This is a genomic window from Variovorax sp. 10N432, assembly GCF_056394465.1.
This window is the reverse complement of sequence record NZ_JBFTHX010000004.1, coordinates 267,185-282,214: the sequence shown is the minus strand read 5'-3', so window position 1 is coordinate 282,214 and position 15,030 is coordinate 267,185. Positions and strand designations below refer to the sequence as shown.

The 15,030-nt window shown below is 68.8% G+C and carries 14 protein-coding genes and 1 tRNA gene; 8 read left to right on the top strand and 7 right to left on the bottom strand.

All coding sequences use genetic code 11. The annotated features are described in order from the left end of the window. Positions 1-189: 189 nt before the first annotated feature. Positions 190-1,626, bottom strand: a complete 1,437-nt coding sequence (shkS, locus tag AC1DF3_RS07395; protein WP_286536122.1) for a surface-behavior sensor histidine kinase ShkS — start codon at positions 1,624-1,626, stop codon at positions 190-192. Between the two features lie 208 nt (positions 1,627-1,834). Then, the gene (locus AC1DF3_RS07390) at positions 1,835-5,425 is read right to left on the bottom strand and encodes an indolepyruvate ferredoxin oxidoreductase family protein (RefSeq protein ID WP_478139245.1); all 3,591 of its coding nucleotides are present in this window, start codon (positions 5,423-5,425) and stop codon (positions 1,835-1,837) included. Positions 5,426-5,519: 94 nt separating this feature from the next. Here AC1DF3_RS07390 and AC1DF3_RS07385 point away from each other — a divergent pair, with 94 nt between their 5' ends. The 7 genes from AC1DF3_RS07385 (at position 5,520) to AC1DF3_RS07355 (ending at position 10,426) form a co-directional block, all read left to right on the top strand. Continuing rightward, positions 5,520-6,038, top strand: a complete 519-nt coding sequence (locus tag AC1DF3_RS07385) for an Lrp/AsnC family transcriptional regulator (protein ID WP_286536125.1) — start codon at positions 5,520-5,522, stop codon at positions 6,036-6,038. Positions 6,039-6,117: 79 nt separating this feature from the next. Continuing rightward, entirely contained in the window at positions 6,118-6,795 is a 678-nt protein-coding gene (locus tag AC1DF3_RS07380; RefSeq protein WP_286536126.1) for a redoxin domain-containing protein, read from the top strand. A 109-nt stretch (positions 6,796-6,904) separates the two neighbouring features. Next, positions 6,905-8,275: a metal-dependent hydrolase family protein gene (locus AC1DF3_RS07375; protein WP_286536128.1), complete on the top strand. Its 1,371-nt coding sequence runs from the start codon at positions 6,905-6,907 to the stop codon at positions 8,273-8,275. A 2-nt stretch (positions 8,276-8,277) separates the two neighbouring features. Continuing rightward, positions 8,278-8,697: a hypothetical protein gene (locus AC1DF3_RS07370; protein ID WP_478139244.1), complete on the top strand. Its 420-nt coding sequence runs from the start codon at positions 8,278-8,280 to the stop codon at positions 8,695-8,697. 14 nt (positions 8,698-8,711) lie between these two features. After that, positions 8,712-9,665, top strand: a complete 954-nt coding sequence (pip, locus tag AC1DF3_RS07365; protein ID WP_478139243.1) for a prolyl aminopeptidase — start codon at positions 8,712-8,714, stop codon at positions 9,663-9,665. Positions 9,666-9,807: 142 nt separating this feature from the next. Continuing rightward, positions 9,808-10,095, top strand: a complete 288-nt coding sequence (locus AC1DF3_RS07360) for a BrnT family toxin (RefSeq protein ID WP_478139242.1) — start codon at positions 9,808-9,810, stop codon at positions 10,093-10,095. Beyond that, entirely contained in the window at positions 10,079-10,426 is a 348-nt protein-coding gene (locus tag AC1DF3_RS07355; RefSeq protein WP_478139241.1) for a BrnA antitoxin family protein, read from the top strand. The genes AC1DF3_RS07360 and AC1DF3_RS07355 overlap by 17 nt, the downstream gene beginning before the upstream one ends. Positions 10,427-10,536: 110 nt before the next feature. On the opposite strand, the gene AC1DF3_RS07350 is transcribed toward AC1DF3_RS07355, so the two are convergent. Both AC1DF3_RS07350 and serS read right to left on the bottom strand, forming a co-directional pair. After that, positions 10,537-10,626 (bottom strand) — tRNA-Ser (locus AC1DF3_RS07350). 47 nt (positions 10,627-10,673) lie between these two features. Further along, complete coding sequence (serS, locus tag AC1DF3_RS07345) at positions 10,674-12,005, bottom strand: serine--tRNA ligase (RefSeq protein ID WP_478139240.1); 1,332 nt, start codon at positions 12,003-12,005, stop codon at positions 10,674-10,676. Positions 12,006-12,056: 51 nt separating this feature from the next. On the opposite strand from serS, the gene AC1DF3_RS07340 reads away from it, so the two are divergent. Continuing rightward, complete coding sequence (locus AC1DF3_RS07340) at positions 12,057-12,473, top strand: VOC family protein (protein WP_478139239.1); 417 nt, start codon at positions 12,057-12,059, stop codon at positions 12,471-12,473. Between the two features lie 161 nt (positions 12,474-12,634). Here AC1DF3_RS07340 and AC1DF3_RS07335 read toward each other — a convergent pair whose 3' ends face one another. Genes AC1DF3_RS07335 through AC1DF3_RS07325 form a run of 3 tightly spaced genes read right to left on the bottom strand, consistent with a single transcriptional unit; the run spans position 12,635 to position 15,017 of the window. Beyond that, the gene (locus tag AC1DF3_RS07335; protein WP_478139238.1) at positions 12,635-13,600 is read right to left on the bottom strand and encodes a threonine/serine dehydratase; all 966 of its coding nucleotides are present in this window, start codon (positions 13,598-13,600) and stop codon (positions 12,635-12,637) included. Continuing rightward, the gene (gene ispH / locus AC1DF3_RS07330) at positions 13,597-14,562 is read right to left on the bottom strand and encodes a 4-hydroxy-3-methylbut-2-enyl diphosphate reductase (protein ID WP_286536140.1); all 966 of its coding nucleotides are present in this window, start codon (positions 14,560-14,562) and stop codon (positions 13,597-13,599) included. The genes AC1DF3_RS07335 and ispH overlap by 4 nt, the downstream gene beginning before the upstream one ends. After that, positions 14,559-15,017 (bottom strand): FKBP-type peptidyl-prolyl cis-trans isomerase, encoded by a 459-nt coding sequence (locus AC1DF3_RS07325; protein WP_286523309.1) that lies wholly within the window; start codon positions 15,015-15,017, stop codon positions 14,559-14,561. The genes ispH and AC1DF3_RS07325 overlap by 4 nt, the downstream gene beginning before the upstream one ends. Positions 15,018-15,030 lie beyond the last annotated feature (13 nt).

Sequence of the window (15,030 nt, the reverse complement as noted above, 5' to 3'; positions counted from 1 at the left end):
CCTTGGGGCGGCCCGGCGTCGGCCTAGCCAGCCCCCACGCTCCTCACTGCGTGTGTCGCTGCCCCCCGAGGGGGCGCAGGCCGCCTTGGGGCGGCCCGGCGTCGGCCTAACCCAGCCCCCACGCTCCTCACTGCGTGTGTCGCTGCCCCCCGAGGGGCGCGGGCCGCCTTGGGGCGGCCCGGCGTCGGCCTAACCCACCGCGCCCGAGATCCGGGTCTGGGCCTGGGTCTCGTCGGCGTCATGCAGGGCGACGCGGAACACGCTGCCGCGCCCCAGCCGCGAACGCACACTGACCGGATGGCCGAGCGCGTGCGACAGCCGCGCCACGATCGCCAGCCCGAGGCCGAAGCCGTCCGAGGTGCCGGCATGGTCGGCCACCTTGTAGAACTCCAGGAAGACATCGCGCAGGTGCTCGCGCGCGATGCCGATGCCGGTGTCCCACACCTCCACCCGCAGGCCGTCGCGGGTCTGCCTCGACGCCAGCAGGATGCCGCCCTCGGCGGTGTACTTGGTGGCATTGGCCAGCAGGTTGCCGATCATCCGGCGCACGCGGATCGGATCGGTCAGAACTGTGCCGGGCGTCACGTGCATCCGGAAGGTCAGGCCCTTGGCCTCGGCCACCGGCCGGTACTGCAGTTCCAGGTCGTGCAGCAGCTGGGCCACGTCGACCCGCTCGATGTGCAGCCGCACCTGGCCCGAGTCGATGCGCGCCAGGTCGAACAGCGAATCGAACAGCGCATTCACTGCGTGCGTCGCTCGCACGATCTTGGGCGCGATGTCGGCCACCAGCTCGGGCTCGTTGCGCAGCCAGTCGGCGTACAGCGACAGCGCCAGCACGGGCTGCCGCATGTCGTGGGCGGCGCTGGCGAGGAAGCGATTCTTCATGGCCACCGCCGAGACCGCCGCCTGCCGCTGCTGAGTCAGCGAATTGATCAGGATGTGGTTGTGGAACAGCAGCTCGAAGCTGTTGCGCGCGGTCTCGTGGATGCGCCGGCCGGCCCGCAGCAGCAGCCACCAGTGCAGCACCGGCAGCATCAGGAAGCCGTAGTGGAAATGCGGCCGCTCGAACTTGAGCTCGATCATGCGCAGGATGATCGCCGCCAGCATCGTGAAGAACAGGGTGTTGACGTAGCGCCTGAGCAGCGGCGGGTGCAGCGCCAGCCCGTTGAGCGGGAAGGTGGCGACGCCGGCGACGATCAGCCAGCTCATGAACTGGTTCACCAGCGGCGTGCGCTCGAAGAAGATCAGGATCGACAGGCCCCAGGCGAAGCCGCTGGCGCTCCAGAGATAGCGGTAGCGCTCGACGAAATACTGCTGCGCCGCCGAGTCGCGGTCGGCGTAGTGGCGGGCATAGAGCTGCTCGCCCCAGATCCGGCAGCCGGTGGCGACGATGCCGATGACCAGCCAGACGATCAGTTGCCAGGCCGGCACATGGCCCCAGCTCAGGCCCACCATCGCCGGCATCAGCGCCGCCGCCAGCAGGTAGGAGCCGCGCGAGGCCCGCATCAGGCTGCGGATCAATTCGCCGCGCACCCACGGTTCCGCCTCGTCGGCGGAAGCCGGTGCCGGTGTGAGGCTGGCGAACGAGGAGTTGCCCAGCCCCGCGAACGACGAATTACCGATCATGGCTATCACGCCCTTGTCATCCAGGCCAAAAAAAAAGGCCCCTCGCGAGGGGGCCCTGCATGCGGCACATGGGAGCGTGCCGCCTCGTGCCACACACCCCGGGGTGCGCCAGGCGCTAGCGCTTGATCTTAATTGGCCGGCAGCGTGTCACCGGCCAAAACATGGCCTTGTTCGTCGCGTTCGCACAACGCACCCGCCATGAAATTGCTCACTGGGCGACCACCGCGATGCCCCGGATCTGCCCCGCCTTCGCCTCGACCGCCGGACGCGGATAGCGCTCGGGCGCGAAGCGGTGCAGCAGTTCGGCCTCGCGGCCGCGCGCCAGGGCGAGGTTGGCCAGCTTCACGTGGCCGTAGCCGCGGATCGCCAGCGGCACGGCCGCGATCTGCGCCGCCAGCCGCTGGTTGGCGGTCGACAGCCCGGCCGCCAACTCGTCGAGCCGGGACTCGAAGCGCGCGATCAGCTCGCGCTCCAGGCGGCGCTCCTCGGTGTGGCCGAACAGGTCGAAGGCCGTGCCCCGCAGGGCCTTGCCGCGCGCCAGCCACTTCATCGCCGGCAGCATCCAGCCGCCGAGCCGGATCTTGACCGGCGGCTGGCCGTCCCGGGGCTTCGCGAGGAAGGGCGGCGCCATGTGGAATTCGAGCTTCAGGTCGCCCTCGAACTGTTCGGCGAGCTTCTCGCGGAAGTTGCCGTCGCTGTACAGGCGGGCCACCTCGTACTCGTCCTTGTAGCTCATCAGCTTGAGCAGGCTCCGCGCCGCATTGCGGGTGACCGGCAGCGAGGCGTCGCCGCCGGCCAGGGCGGCTTCGCGCTCGCGCAGCGACAGCACCCGGGCCTCGAAGCGCCGGGCCCAGGCCTCGTTCTGGTAGCCCGCCAGATGCCGCATGCCGCGCGCCACCAGTGTGTCGAGCGATTCGTTCTCGGGCACCGCCGCGGGCGCGCCGCGGAGCGCATCGATCGCCCGCGGATCGCCGGCCGCCAGCCGGCCGAGCGAGAAGGCCATCAGGTTCGACGCCACGGCGACACCGTTGAGTTCGATCGCGCGGGTCAGCGCCTCCAGGCTCAGCGGGATCAGCCCGCATTGCCAGGCATAGCCGGCGGCCAGGATGTTCGATGCCAGCGTGTCGCCGAGAAACTCCTCGGCCAGGGTCTGGGCGTCGAAAGTCTGGACCTGGTCGCGACCGGCGACGAAGCGCATCTTCTCGAGCAGCAGCGCGGTCTTGAGGTCGGCGTCGGGGTTCCGCAGCGACTCGGCCACCGGGATCTCGTGCATGTTCGCAAGGATGCGGGTGCGGCCGTGCCGCACGGTCTGCAGCGCATCGGCCGAGGCGCCGACCACCACGTCGCAGGCCAGGATCGCATCGGCCTGCTGGGTGTCGATGCGCACCTGGTTGAGCCGCTCGGGCGTGTCGGCCAGGCGCACGAAGCTCAGCACCGCGCCGCCCTTCTGGGCGAAGCCCATGAAGTCCAGCACGCTGGCCGACTTGCCTTCGAGGTGCGCGGCCATCGCGATCACCGCGCCCACCGTGACCACGCCGGTACCGCCGACGCCGGTCACCAGCAGGTCGTAGGGCGCGCTCCAGCCGTGGGCCGCGGGCCGCGGCAGCGCCGCCACGTGCTGCAGGAAGGCGTCCTTGCCGGCCGCCAGGGCGCCGCTCTTCTTGCGCAGCTTGCCGCCGCTGACGCCGACGAAGCTCGGGCAGAAGCCCTTGGCGCAGGAGTAGTCCTTGTTGCAGCTGGTCTGGTCGATCTTGCGCTTGCGGCCGAGTTCGGTCTCGTGCGGCAGCACCGCCACGCAGTTGCTCTGCACCGTGCAGTCGCCGCAGCCCTCGCACACCGCCTCGTTGATGAAGAGGCGCTTGTCCGGGTCGGCCAGCTCGCCCTTCTTGCGGCGGCGGCGCTTCTCGGCGGCGCAGGTCTGCTCGTAGATCAGCACCGTGACGCCCGGCACTTCGCGCAGGCGGCGCTGCACCGCGTCGAGCTCGGCGCGGTCGTGGAACTCGGTGCCGGCCGGGAACTTGCCCTTGATGGCGTCGTACTTCTCGATCGCATCGCTGACCACCACCACCTGCTTGACGCCTTCGGACTCGACCTGGCGCGCGATCGCGTCGACGCTGATGATGCCGTCGACCGGCTGGCCGCCGGTCATCGCGACCGCGTCGTTGAAGAGGATCTTGTAGGTCAGCGTGGCCTTGGCCGCCACCGCCTGGCGGATCGCCAGGTAGCCCGAGTGGTAGTAGGTGCCGTCGCCGAGGTTCTGGAACACGTGCGGCGTGCGCGTGAACATCGAGTGCGAAACCCAGTCGACGCCCTCGCCGCCCATCTGGATCAGGCCGGCCGTGCTGCGGTCCATCCAGTTGGCCATGAAGTGGCAGCCGATGCCGGCGCGCGCGGTCGAGCCCTCGGGCACCTTGGTGCTGGTGTTGTGCGGGCAGCCGGCGCAGAAGTAAGGCACCCGCTTGACCGAGTCGCCGTCGTTGCTGAGCAGCTCGGGCGGCGTGAAGTCGCGCACGTGCTGCAGGTGGTCGCCGAATTCGGCGTGGCCCGGGAAATGGACCGCCAGCCAGTGGGCCACCAGCTCGATCAGCCGCGAAGGCCGCAGCTCGCCGAGCGCCGACACCAGCGGCCGGCCGTCGCGGTCCAGCTTGCCGATCAGGGCCGGGCGGGCCTCGGGCGGCGCGTTATAGAACAGGTCGCGCAGCTGGGTCTCGACGATCGCGCCCTTCTCCTCGACGATCAGGATCTCGTCCAGGCCCTGCGCGAAGTCCTTGATGCGCGTCTGCTCGATCGGGAAGCTCAGCCCCACCTTGTAGAGCCGCACGCCGGCGCGCGCCAGGACATCCGGCGAGATCTCGAGGCGGCGCAGCACCTCCATCAGGTCGTAGTGCGCCTTGCCGCAGGTCACGATGCCGACCTTGGCCTGCGGGCTCTCGATCACGTGGCGGTCGATGCTGTTGACGCGCGCGAAGGCCGCCACCGCCTCGAGCTTGTCGGCCAGGCGCGATTCGATGCGCAGCGACGGCAGGTCGGGCCAGCGATAGTGCAGGCCGTCGTCCGGCGCGCGGTGGCCGGTGGCGGCATGCACCGTGTCGGCATCGGCCCAGGCGGCGGCGCGGGCGTTGACGAGGTCGAGATCGACCGTGCTGCCGCTCTCGACCACCTCCGACAGCGCCGCCATCCCGACCCAGGCGCCCGAATAGCGAGACAGCGCATAGCCGTAGAGCCCGAACTCGAGGTACTCGGCCACCGAGGCCGGCTGCAGCACCGGCATGCTCCAGGCCACGAAGGCATGGTCGCTCTGGTGCGGCATCGACGACGAGACGCAGCCGTGGTCGTCGCCCGCCACCACCAGGACCCCGCCGTGCGGCGACGAGCCGTAGGCGTTGCCGTGCTTGAGCGCATCGCCGGCGCGGTCGACGCCCGGGCCCTTGCCGTACCACATCGCGAACACGCCCTCGACCGTGCGCTCGGGGTCGGATTCGACCCGCTGGGTGCCCAGCACCTGGGTGGCGGCCAGTTCCTCGTTGATCGCCGGCACGAAGCGGATGCCGGCTTCCTCGAAGCCCTTGCCGGCCTTCCAGATCGCCTGGTCGACCATGCCCAGCGGCGAGCCGCGGTAGCCGCTGATGAAGCCCTGGGTGCCGAGGCCGCGGGCCGCGTCGCGCTGGCGCTGCATCAGCAGGATGCGGATCAGCGCCTGGGTGCCGGTCAGGAAGACGGCGCCCGATGTCGCCCACAGGCTGTCGCTCAGCTTGTAGTCGGCGCGCAGGACGTTCGGATCGTGGGGAAGGCTTTTCATATGGCCGAAATTGTTCCATCGCGCGGCGAGTAAGTGCTTCTTCAATACACTATGGAATCCCCCTGATTGGAGGATGAAATACTCCAAATACGCCATGAATGTCGATTCCATTCTTCTTGACGCCCACAGCCTGAAGATCCTTTTCGAGCTGCAGCGCGATGCGCGGCAGACCGTGCAGCAGATCTCGGAGGCCGTCGGGCTCTCGCCGACACCGTGCTGGAAGCGCATCAAGGACATGGAGGCGGCCGGCGTGATCCGCGGCTACACCGCCTTGATCGACCGCGAGAAGGTCGGCCTGCACGTGGCGGCGGTGGCCGAAGTCAACCTCGACCGCCACAGCGAATCGCAGGTGCAGAGCTTCGAGGACGCGGTCGCCGCCAGCCCGCAGATCACCAGCTGCGTGTCGGCCACCGGTCCGGCGGACTACATCCTGACGGTGCTGGTGCAGGACATGAAGCACTACGAGCGCTTCCTGCACGAGACCCTGTTCAGCCTGCCGGGCGTGACGCATGTGCGCTCGAGCATCGTGCTGCGGCAGGTGAAGTCGGAGATGGCGCTGCCGATCGAGCAGGCGGTGCAGCCGGCCGCGCCGGCGCGCGGGCGGCGGCGCTGAGGGGCGCGTTGTGCCGGCCCGCGACAAGTGATACGGTCCGATTCCCGTCTGCTGCTGACGCTCAGGCAAAGGAATTCCCGTGGACCAGAAACACCCCCTGCAACCGGGAGAAGCGGCGCCCGCGTTCTCGCTTCCCGCGGCCAATCACGAAGGCCGGGTGTCGCTCGCCGACCTGCGCGGCCGTCCGTTCCTGATCGGCTTCTTTCGCGGCTTGCACTGCCCGTTCTGCCGGCGCCAGGTGCTGCGGCTCGGCGAGGTCCAGCCGGCGCTGCACGCGGCCGGCATCGACACCGTGGCCGTGATCAACACGCCGGTCGAGCGCGCCAGCCTCTACTTCCGCTATCGGCCGACGCCGGTCATGCTCCTGAGCGACCCGGACTGCCTGACCCACCAGGCCTTCGGCGTGCCGCGGGCCGAGTTCCTCCCGGAGGGCAGCACCGACAGCCCCCGGTGGCCCTACCTCGCGAGCATGGCCGAGTTCGAGGCGGCGCGCATCAACCCGACCGGCGAGCTGCCGGAACCGATGAACCCGATGGCGGCCAACCCGGTACTCAATGCCAAGGACGGCTTTGCCATGACCGAAGCCGACGAGGCGATCCTGGCCAGCCACCCGACCCAGCTCGCCGGCCACTTCCTCATCGATGCGGAGGGCATCGTCAGCTGGGTGCAGATCGAGGCCATGGACGGGCCGAACAGCATCTCCCTCTTCCCGACCGCGGCGGATATCATCGCCGCCACCGGCGGCCTCCGACACTGAGTGGCGCGGTGTTCCTGGAAGCCCGATCTTGTACAGCTGCACCTCACTGACCCAAGACTCCGAGGTACGACGCGCCGTCTGCCTCTGCCATCGCCCTGAACTCCAGGCCTTGACCCGCCGCATCGACGCCGATCTGTCGCGCCGCGGCTTCGTGGCAGGCATGGCGGCTTCCGTGGCCGCGCTCGGCCTTCCGTTCCGCGTCCAGGCCCAGACGCCGGCGCCATCGAAGGTCCTGTTCACCAACGTGCGCCTGTTCGACGGCAAGTCGCCGACGCTGCGCGACGGCCTGCACCTGCTGGTCGACGGCAACCGGATCCAGTCGATCGGCGCCGGCACGCCCGCTGCGCCCGACGGGGCCCAGACCATCGATGCACGCGGCCGCGTCCTGATGCCGGGGCTGATCGACGCCCACTGGCATTCCCTCTTCGCCGCCCTGCCACTGCCCGTGCTCCTGCAGGGCAATATCGGCTACATCCACATGGCCGCCGCCGCCGAAGCCCAGCGCACGCTGATGCGGGGCTTCACGACCGTGCGCGATCTCGGCGGCCCGGCCTTCGCCTTCAAGCAGGCGATCGACGAAGGGCTGACGCCAGGGCCGCGCATCTATCCCTGCGGCGCCATGATCACCGGCAGCGGCGGCCACGGCGACTTGCGCGGCTTGTCCGACCTCCCACGCTCGCCCGGCGTCCCGAGCGCCGTCGAGCGCACGGGCGCGGCGGCCATCGTCGACAGCCCCGACGAGATCCGCCTGCGGGTGCGCGAGCAGCTGACCCAGGGCGCTTCGCAGATCAAGCTGGTGGGCGGCGGCGGCGTCTCGTCGCCGCGCAGCCCGCTCGACCTGACCACCCTCTCCGAGGCCGAGTTGCGCGCCGCCGTCGAGGTCGCGAAAGACTGGAACACCTACGTCGCGGTGCACGCCTATGCACCCGCCACCGTGCAGCGAGCGGTCATGGCCGGCGCGCAGTGCATCGAGCATGCGCACCTGATGGACGACACCACCGCGCGGATGATGGCCGACAAGGGGGTCTGGCTGAGCACCCAGCCCTTTCTCTCCGAGGAAGACACGGGCGCGCTCACGGGCCCCAACAGGGTCGCGGCGCTCCAGGTGTTCGCGGGCACCGACAACCTCTACAAGCTGGCGAAAAAGTACAAGCTCAAGACCGCGTTCGGCTCCGACATGCTGTTCGCGCCGGCGCTCGCGAAGCGGCAGGGCACCATGCTCACGCACCTGACGCGCTGGTATTCGAACCCTCAGATCCTCTCGATGGCGACGGCCGACAACGCGCAGCTGCTCGCCCTGTCGGGCCCGCGCAATCCCTATCCGGCCAAGCTGGGCGTGCTCGAGCAGGGCGCCTACGCCGACCTGCTGCTGGTCGACGGCAATCCGCTGGACGACGTGTCGCTGCTCGCCGATCCCGATGCCAGCCTGGTGGTCATCATGAAGGACGGCAAGATCCACAAGAACCTCATCAAGGGGTGACGATGCCGCCCATCGTCATGGCGCTCATCCCGACGGTGCTGCTGCTGGTCTGGATGGGTTTTTTCATGATGGGCTCGCTGCCGCTGCTGGTGCTCAAGCACGACACGCCGCTCGACTCGCGCTTCATCCGCGGCCTCTTCAACGTCTACTACCTCGCCGTGATGCTGACGGCCGGCGCGGCGGCCCTGGGCTACGCCTGGACCGCGAAGCCTGCCTTCGCCCTGGGCATGGCCTGCATCGCCACCCTGGCCTTCGCGCTGCGCCGCTGGCTCGTCATCCCGCGCATGGACCTGCTGCGCGACTCGATCCCGGCCTCCGACACCGCGATCTCCCGTTTCCGCCGGCTTCACATCGTCGGCATGATGCTCAACGTGGCGGAGCTGGCCACCGTGGCCTGGGCCCTGACGCGGCTGGGGCTTTGACCCACCCCTGAACCATGACCGACCTGCTTTCGCTCTACCCGCCGATCGAGCCCTACGAGACCGGCATGCTCGATGTCGGCGATGGCCACCGCATCCACTACGAACGGGTCGGCACGCCGGGCGGCAAGCCGGCCGTCTTCCTGCATGGCGGCCCGGGCGGAGGCATCTCGGCCGACCATCGCCGGCTGTTCGACCCATCGCGCTACGACCTGCTGCTGTTCGACCAGCGCGGCTGCGGCCGTTCGACGCCCCATGCCGGGCTCGAGGCCAACACCACCTGGCACCTGGTCGCCGACATCGAGCGCCTGCGCGAACGCGTGGGCGTTTCGCAGTGGCTGGTGTTCGGCGGCTCGTGGGGGTCGACCCTGGCCCTGGCCTATGCGCAGAAGCATCCCGAGCGCGTCAACGCGCTGGTGCTGCGCGGCATCTACACCGTGACCCGGGCGGAACTCGCCTGGTACTACCAGTTCGGCGTGTCGGAGATGTTCCCGGCGCAGTGGGAGTGCTTCCAGGCGCCGGTGGCCGAGGCCGAGCGCGGCGACATGATCGGTGCCTACCGCCGGCTCCTTACCGGCGACGACCCGACGCGCCAGCTCGAGGCGGCCAGGGCCTGGAGCCTCTGGGAAGGCCAGACCATCACGCTGCTGCCCGATCCCTCGATCGCGGCGGCCCACAGCGACGGCCATTTCGCGCTCGCCTTCGCCCGCATCGAGAACCACTATTTCTCGCACGGCGCCTGGCTCGACGACGGCCAGCTGCTGCGCGACGCCGATCGGCTGCACGGCATCCCCGGCGTGATCGTGCATGGGCGCTACGACATGCCCTGCCCGGCCCGCTACGCGCATGCGCTGCACAAGGCATGGCCGGAATCCGAGTTCCACCTGATCGAAGGCGCCGGCCATGCCTGGTCGGAGCCGGGCATCCTGGACCAGCTGATACGGGCGACCGATCGCTTCGCCAAAGACTGAACCGGCCGAGGCTGCCTGTTTTGGAGGCATCGTGTCGGAAGCCAAGCCTGGAGCCCTTCCCCGGAGTTACCCCTGACGTTGTCCACAAGGCTGTCCACGGGGGCGGTGGAGAACAGGCCCGGGCGCACTCTTTTTTTCGTACGTGCAAAATAATCCTTTCACTTGCTACGCCTTCGACCCCACCAAGCTCGCTGCCAACGTGGCAAAGCACGGCGTCTGGTTCTCGGCGGCTGACGAGTTCGAATGGGAATCGGCGCTGGTGGTGGTGGACTCGCGCAAGAGCTACGGCGAGCCCCGTCTTCGGGCGCTCGGCCCGATCGGCGAGCGCGTACATGCCATGGTGTTCAGCCTGCGCGACACCAGCGTTCGGATCATCAGCCTGCGCAGGGCGAACAAGCGAGAGGTGCGGATGTATGAAGACCAAAGCTAAGGCGGATCGAAAGATCCGCGTACCGACCGATGCAGATGATGCAGCGATCAATGCCGGCATCGCGGCGGACGACGAGAACCCCGAATGGACCCAGAAAGATTTCGCGAAGGCGAAGTCCGCGGTCGAGGTGCTGGGCACCGAAGTCGCTGGCAAGTTGGCAGCGATGAAGCGCCCGCGAGGACGGCCGGCCGGCAGCATCAAAGAGAACGCGAAGGTGCCGGTCACCATGCGCGTTGATCCAGACGTTCTCGAAGCGATGCGGGAGACCGGCACGGGCTGGCAGACGCGCGTCAACGACGTGTTGCGGCGCGAGTTCATTCGGCGCAGGTAGGTCACTGCTGTCAAACGCGATCCAAACCGTCATGACGCAAAAAAGCCCCGGCTGGCGGGGCTTTCATGGGCTTTTTCGATGCACCGCGAGGCGCGTCAGGAAGCCAGTCCTGGAGGAGAGGGAGGGATTCGAACCCTCGGTACTATCGCTAGTACGCCTGATTTCGAGTCAGGTACATTCGACCACTCTGCCACCTCTCCGGTGTCTGTCGAGCCAACGATTATAGCAGCACTTTCTGGCCGATTTTTCAGCCGCGCAGCACTTCGAGGCCGCCCAGGTAAGGCCGCAGCGCCGCGGGCACCCTGATCGAGCCATCCTCGCTCTGGTGGTTCTCGAGCACCGCCACCAGTGCCCGGCCCACCGCAAGGCCCGAACCGTTGAGCGTGTGCACCAACTCATTCTTGCCCTGCGCATTCTTGAAGCGGGCCTGCAGCCGGCGCGCCTGGAAGGCCTCGCAGTTCGACACCGAGCTGATCTCGCGGTAGGTGTCCTGCGCCGGCAGCCAGACCTCGAGGTCGTAGGTCTTGCTCGAACCGAAGCCCATGTCGCCGCTGCACAGCAGCACCACCCGGTACGGCAGCTCGAGCGCCTTCAGCACCGCCTCGGCGTGGCCGGTCATGGCCTCGAGCGCCTCGTAGCTCTTCTCGGGATGCGTGACCTGCACCATCTCGACCTTGTCGAACTGGTGCTGGCGGATCATGCCGCGCGTGTCGCGCCCGGCGCTGCCCGCTTCCGAGCGAAAGCAGGGCGTGTGGGCGGTGAGCCGGATCGGCAGCTGCGCCTCGGCCACGACTTCGTCGCGCACGAAGTTGGTCAGCGGCACTTCGCTGGTCGGGATCAGGTAGAGCGCCGAATGGTCGGGTGCGGGCTCGCCGTCCTGCCCGCCCTTCTTGGCGGCGAACAGGTCGCCTTCGAACTTGGGCAGCTGGCCGGTGCCGCGCATCGAATCGGCGTTGACGACGTAGGGCACATAGCACTCGGTGTAGCCGTGCTGCTCGGTCTGCAGGTCGATCATGAACTGCGCGAGTGCCCGATGCAGCCGCGCGATCGGGCCCTTCATGACCGTGAAGCGCGAGCCCGAGAGCTTGGCGCCCATCTCGAAATCGAGGCCCAGCGGGGCGCCGAGATCGACGTGGTCCCTGGCGGCGAATCCGAGCGGCGTCGCCGAGCCGCCGTCGCCGCCCTGCGGGCTCCAGCGCCGCACCTCGACATTGGCATGCTCGTCCTCGCCCACCGGCACGCTGGCGTGCGGCAGGTTCGGCACCGCCAGCAGCAGCGCCTGCAATTCAGGCTGGATCGCATCGAGGCGCACCAGCGAGGACTCCTGCTCGGCCTTCAGCCCGTTGACCTCGGCCATCAGCGCGTCGACCGACTCGCCCTTGGCCTTCAGCGGCCCGATCTGCTTGTTGAGGCTGTTGCGCCGGGCCTGCAACTCCTCGGTGCGGGTCTGGAGCGTCTTGCGCTCGGCCTCGAGCGCGCTGAACTTCGCGACGTCGAGGAAGGTCTGGTTCTTCTTGCGAGTTTCGAGGCGGGCAACGACCGAGGGGAGGTCCTTGCGTAACAGTGTGATATCGAGCATGGCGTGATTTTAGGTGCGCGTAGCATCTCACCCATTCCCCAAGGAGTTGCGATGCAAGCCTACCTGACCTTCAACGGCAACGCGGCCGAGGCGCTCGCGTTCTACGCCCAGGCCCTGGGCGGAAAGATCCTCTTCAGCATGACCTTCGGCGAAAGCCCGATGGGCGCCGAGACGCCGGCCGACTACAAGGGCAAGATCATGCACGCCACGCTCGAGGCGCGAGGCCACCAGCTGATGGCGTCCGACGCCCCGCCCGGCTATCCGTTCAAGGGCTACCACGGCTTCTCGCTGTCGGTGCAGGCCAAGGATGTGAAGGAAGGCGAAAAATTCTTCAACGCCCTCGGCGCCGGCGGCAAGGTGACGATGCCCTACGCGCCCACCTTCTGGTCGACCGGCTTCGGCATGCTCGAAGACAAGTTCGGCGTGCCCTGGATGGTCAACACCGAGCAGGAGCCCGCGAAGGCCTGAGAGTCCCCCGCGTCGCGTGCGATCCACGGTGCACGGAAACACCGGCCGGCGAAGCCTCGCCCCTTCGTGAAACACCGCGGAACCGGCTCCGCCGGGCCGCTGGTGTTGCCCCCGGTAGGGGGTGGGCGGCTACACGAAGTGAGCCAACCTGGGGGCGAGCTTTACGCCAGCGTCGCCGGATCGACGTTGGCCCCGCAAACGATCAGGCAGACCTTCTCGCCTTCGCGCGGCGCATAGGCGCCGGTCTGCAGCGCGGCCAGCGGCAGCGCCGCAGCGGCCTCGACCCCCAGCTTGAGCTCTTTCCACAGCCACGACTGGGCGACGCGGATGGCATCGTCGGGCAGCAGCAGCGCATCGCCGACATGGTGCTGCGTGAGCGCCCAGGCGATCCCGCCGATGCGCTTCGCGCCGAGCGAGTCGGCCGCGATGCCACCGACCTCGACGTCGACCGGCTCGCCCGCCTCGCGGGCCCGCACCAGCGTCGGTGCGCGCTCGGGTTCGAGCGCCACCACGCGGCTGCGCCGTTCGAACCAGGCCGCCAGCCCGCCGATCAGGCCGCCGCCGCCGACGCTCACCAGCACCGCGTCGGGCAGGCCGCCCTGCTGCTCGATCTCGCGGCCCAGCGTGCCCGCACCGGCCACCACCTCCGGCTGGTCGTAGGCATGCGTGAGCAAGGCGCCGGTCTCGCGCTGCCGCTGCAGACAGGCCGCGAGCGCATCGGCGTATGCGGCACCACCGACCACCACCCTGGCACCGAGCGAACGCAGCCGGGCACGCTTGGCCTCCGGCGACATCTCGGGCAGGAAGACTTCGCAAGGCACGCCGAGCGCCTGCGCGGCCGCCGCAGTGGCGATGCCGGCATTGCCGCCCGAGGCCACGATGGCGCCGCTCGGCGGAATCTCGTTGGCCAGCAGCCGGTTCATCATGCCGCGCGCCTTGAAGCTGCCGCTCACCTGCAGGTGCTCGAGCTTGAGCCAGACTTCGACACCCGGCGTGTCCACGCCCAGCGCGCGCCCCGGGAGCTTCCACAGCGGCGTCTCGCGCAGGAAGTGCGGCGCGCGCTCGCGAATCCGGCGCGCGGCGGCCTCGACGTCGCCGCGCCAGTCTTGCTGCAAGTCGCCGCTCACGAGATGTGCCCCGGCGGCGGGATGTCTTCGAGCTTGAGTCCCTTGGGCAGCGGAAACTTGAGGGTCTCCTGGATGCCGTCCATCTTGCGCACGGACACCGCGCCCAGGGCCTTGATGCGGTCGATCACCTCGCGCACCAGCACCTCGGGCGCCGAGGCGCCCGCCGTGAGGCCGATGCGGGACTTGCCCTCGAACCATTCGGGCTGCAATTCTGCGGCGGAGTCGACCATGTAGCTTTCGGTGCCGAGGCGCTGCGAGAGTTCGCGCAGCCGGTTGCTGTTGGAACTGGTCGGACTGCCGACCACGATCACCAGGTCGACCTGCGGGCTCAGCATCTTGACCGCGTCCTGCCGGTTCTGCGTGGCATAGCAGATGTCCTGCTGCTTGGGCTCGCGCACGCTCGGAAAGCGCGCCCGCACCGCGGCCGAAATCTCGGCCGCATCGTCGACCGACAGCGTGGTCTGCGTCACGACCGCGAGCTTCGCCGTCTGGGCCGGCGCCACCTGCGCCACGTCCGCCACGTCCTCGACCAGGTGGATGCCGCTAGACAGCTGCCCCATCGTGCCCTCGACCTCGGGGTGTCCCTTGTGGCCGATCATGATGAACTCGTAGCCTTCCTTGGCCAGCTTCGCCACTTCGACGTGGACCTTGGTCACCAGCGGGCAGGTGGCGTCGAAGATCTCGAAGCCGCGCGCGCGCGCCTCGGCCTGCACCGCCTTGCTGACGCCGTGGGCGCTGAACACCAGCGTGGCGCCGGGCGGCACGTCGGCCAGGTCCTCGATGAAGACCGCGCCCTTGGCCTTGAGCTCGTTGACCACGTAGGTGTTGTGCACGATCTCGTGGCGCACGTAGATCGGCGCGCCGAACTTGGCAATGGCGCGCTCGACGATCTCGATCGCGCGGTCGACGCCGGCGCAGAAACCGCGCGGCTCGGCCAGGATGACTTCTTCGATTCCGTTCACAGCACGCCGATCAGCTTCACTTCGAAGGTCACGGGCTGCCCTGCGAGTGGATGGTTGAAATCGAAGCGCACCGCGGTCGCGTTCGACTCGATCACCGCGCCGGCATAGCTGCCGGTGCCGTCGGGCGTGGGGAACTGGATCACGTCGCCGATGGCGTATGGCTCGTCGGGGTCGCCGATCTGGGTCAGCAGCTTGCGCGCGACCCACTGCTGCATCTCGACATTGCGCTCGCCGAAGGCCTCGCCCGCCGGCAGCTCGAAGGTGGCGTGCGCCCCTTCCGCCAGGCCGATCAGGCGCTGCTCGACCGCCGGCGACAGCTCGCCGGTGCCGAGCGACAGCGTGGCCGGCTTGTCGTCGAAGGTGTTGATGATGTCGCCCGCAGGACCGGACAGCCGGTAGTGCAGCGTGAGGAAGGAACCGGGCGTGACGACGGCGGCGGTGGAAATCGAAGACAAGGTGAGGGGTCCC

Excerpts from the sequence above, each read along its gene's own strand:
- AC1DF3_RS07385 (WP_286536125.1), top strand. The coding sequence starts at position 5,520 with ATGAATGTCGATTCCATTCTTCTTGACGCCCACAGCCTGAAGATCCTT.
- pip (WP_478139243.1), top strand. The coding sequence starts at position 8,712 with ATGACCGACCTGCTTTCGCTCTACCCGCCGATCGAGCCCTACGAGACC.
- AC1DF3_RS07370 (WP_478139244.1), top strand. The coding sequence starts at position 8,278 with ATGCCGCCCATCGTCATGGCGCTCATCCCGACGGTGCTGCTGCTGGTC.
- serS (WP_478139240.1), bottom strand. The coding sequence starts at position 12,005 with ATGCTCGATATCACACTGTTACGCAAGGACCTCCCCTCGGTCGTTGCC.
- shkS (WP_286536122.1), bottom strand. The coding sequence starts at position 1,626 with ATGATCGGTAATTCGTCGTTCGCGGGGCTGGGCAACTCCTCGTTCGCC.
- AC1DF3_RS07355 (WP_478139241.1), top strand. The coding sequence starts at position 10,079 with ATGAAGACCAAAGCTAAGGCGGATCGAAAGATCCGCGTACCGACCGAT.
- AC1DF3_RS07340 (WP_478139239.1), top strand. The coding sequence starts at position 12,057 with ATGCAAGCCTACCTGACCTTCAACGGCAACGCGGCCGAGGCGCTCGCG.
- AC1DF3_RS07390 (WP_478139245.1), bottom strand. The coding sequence starts at position 5,425 with ATGAAAAGCCTTCCCCACGATCCGAACGTCCTGCGCGCCGACTACAAG.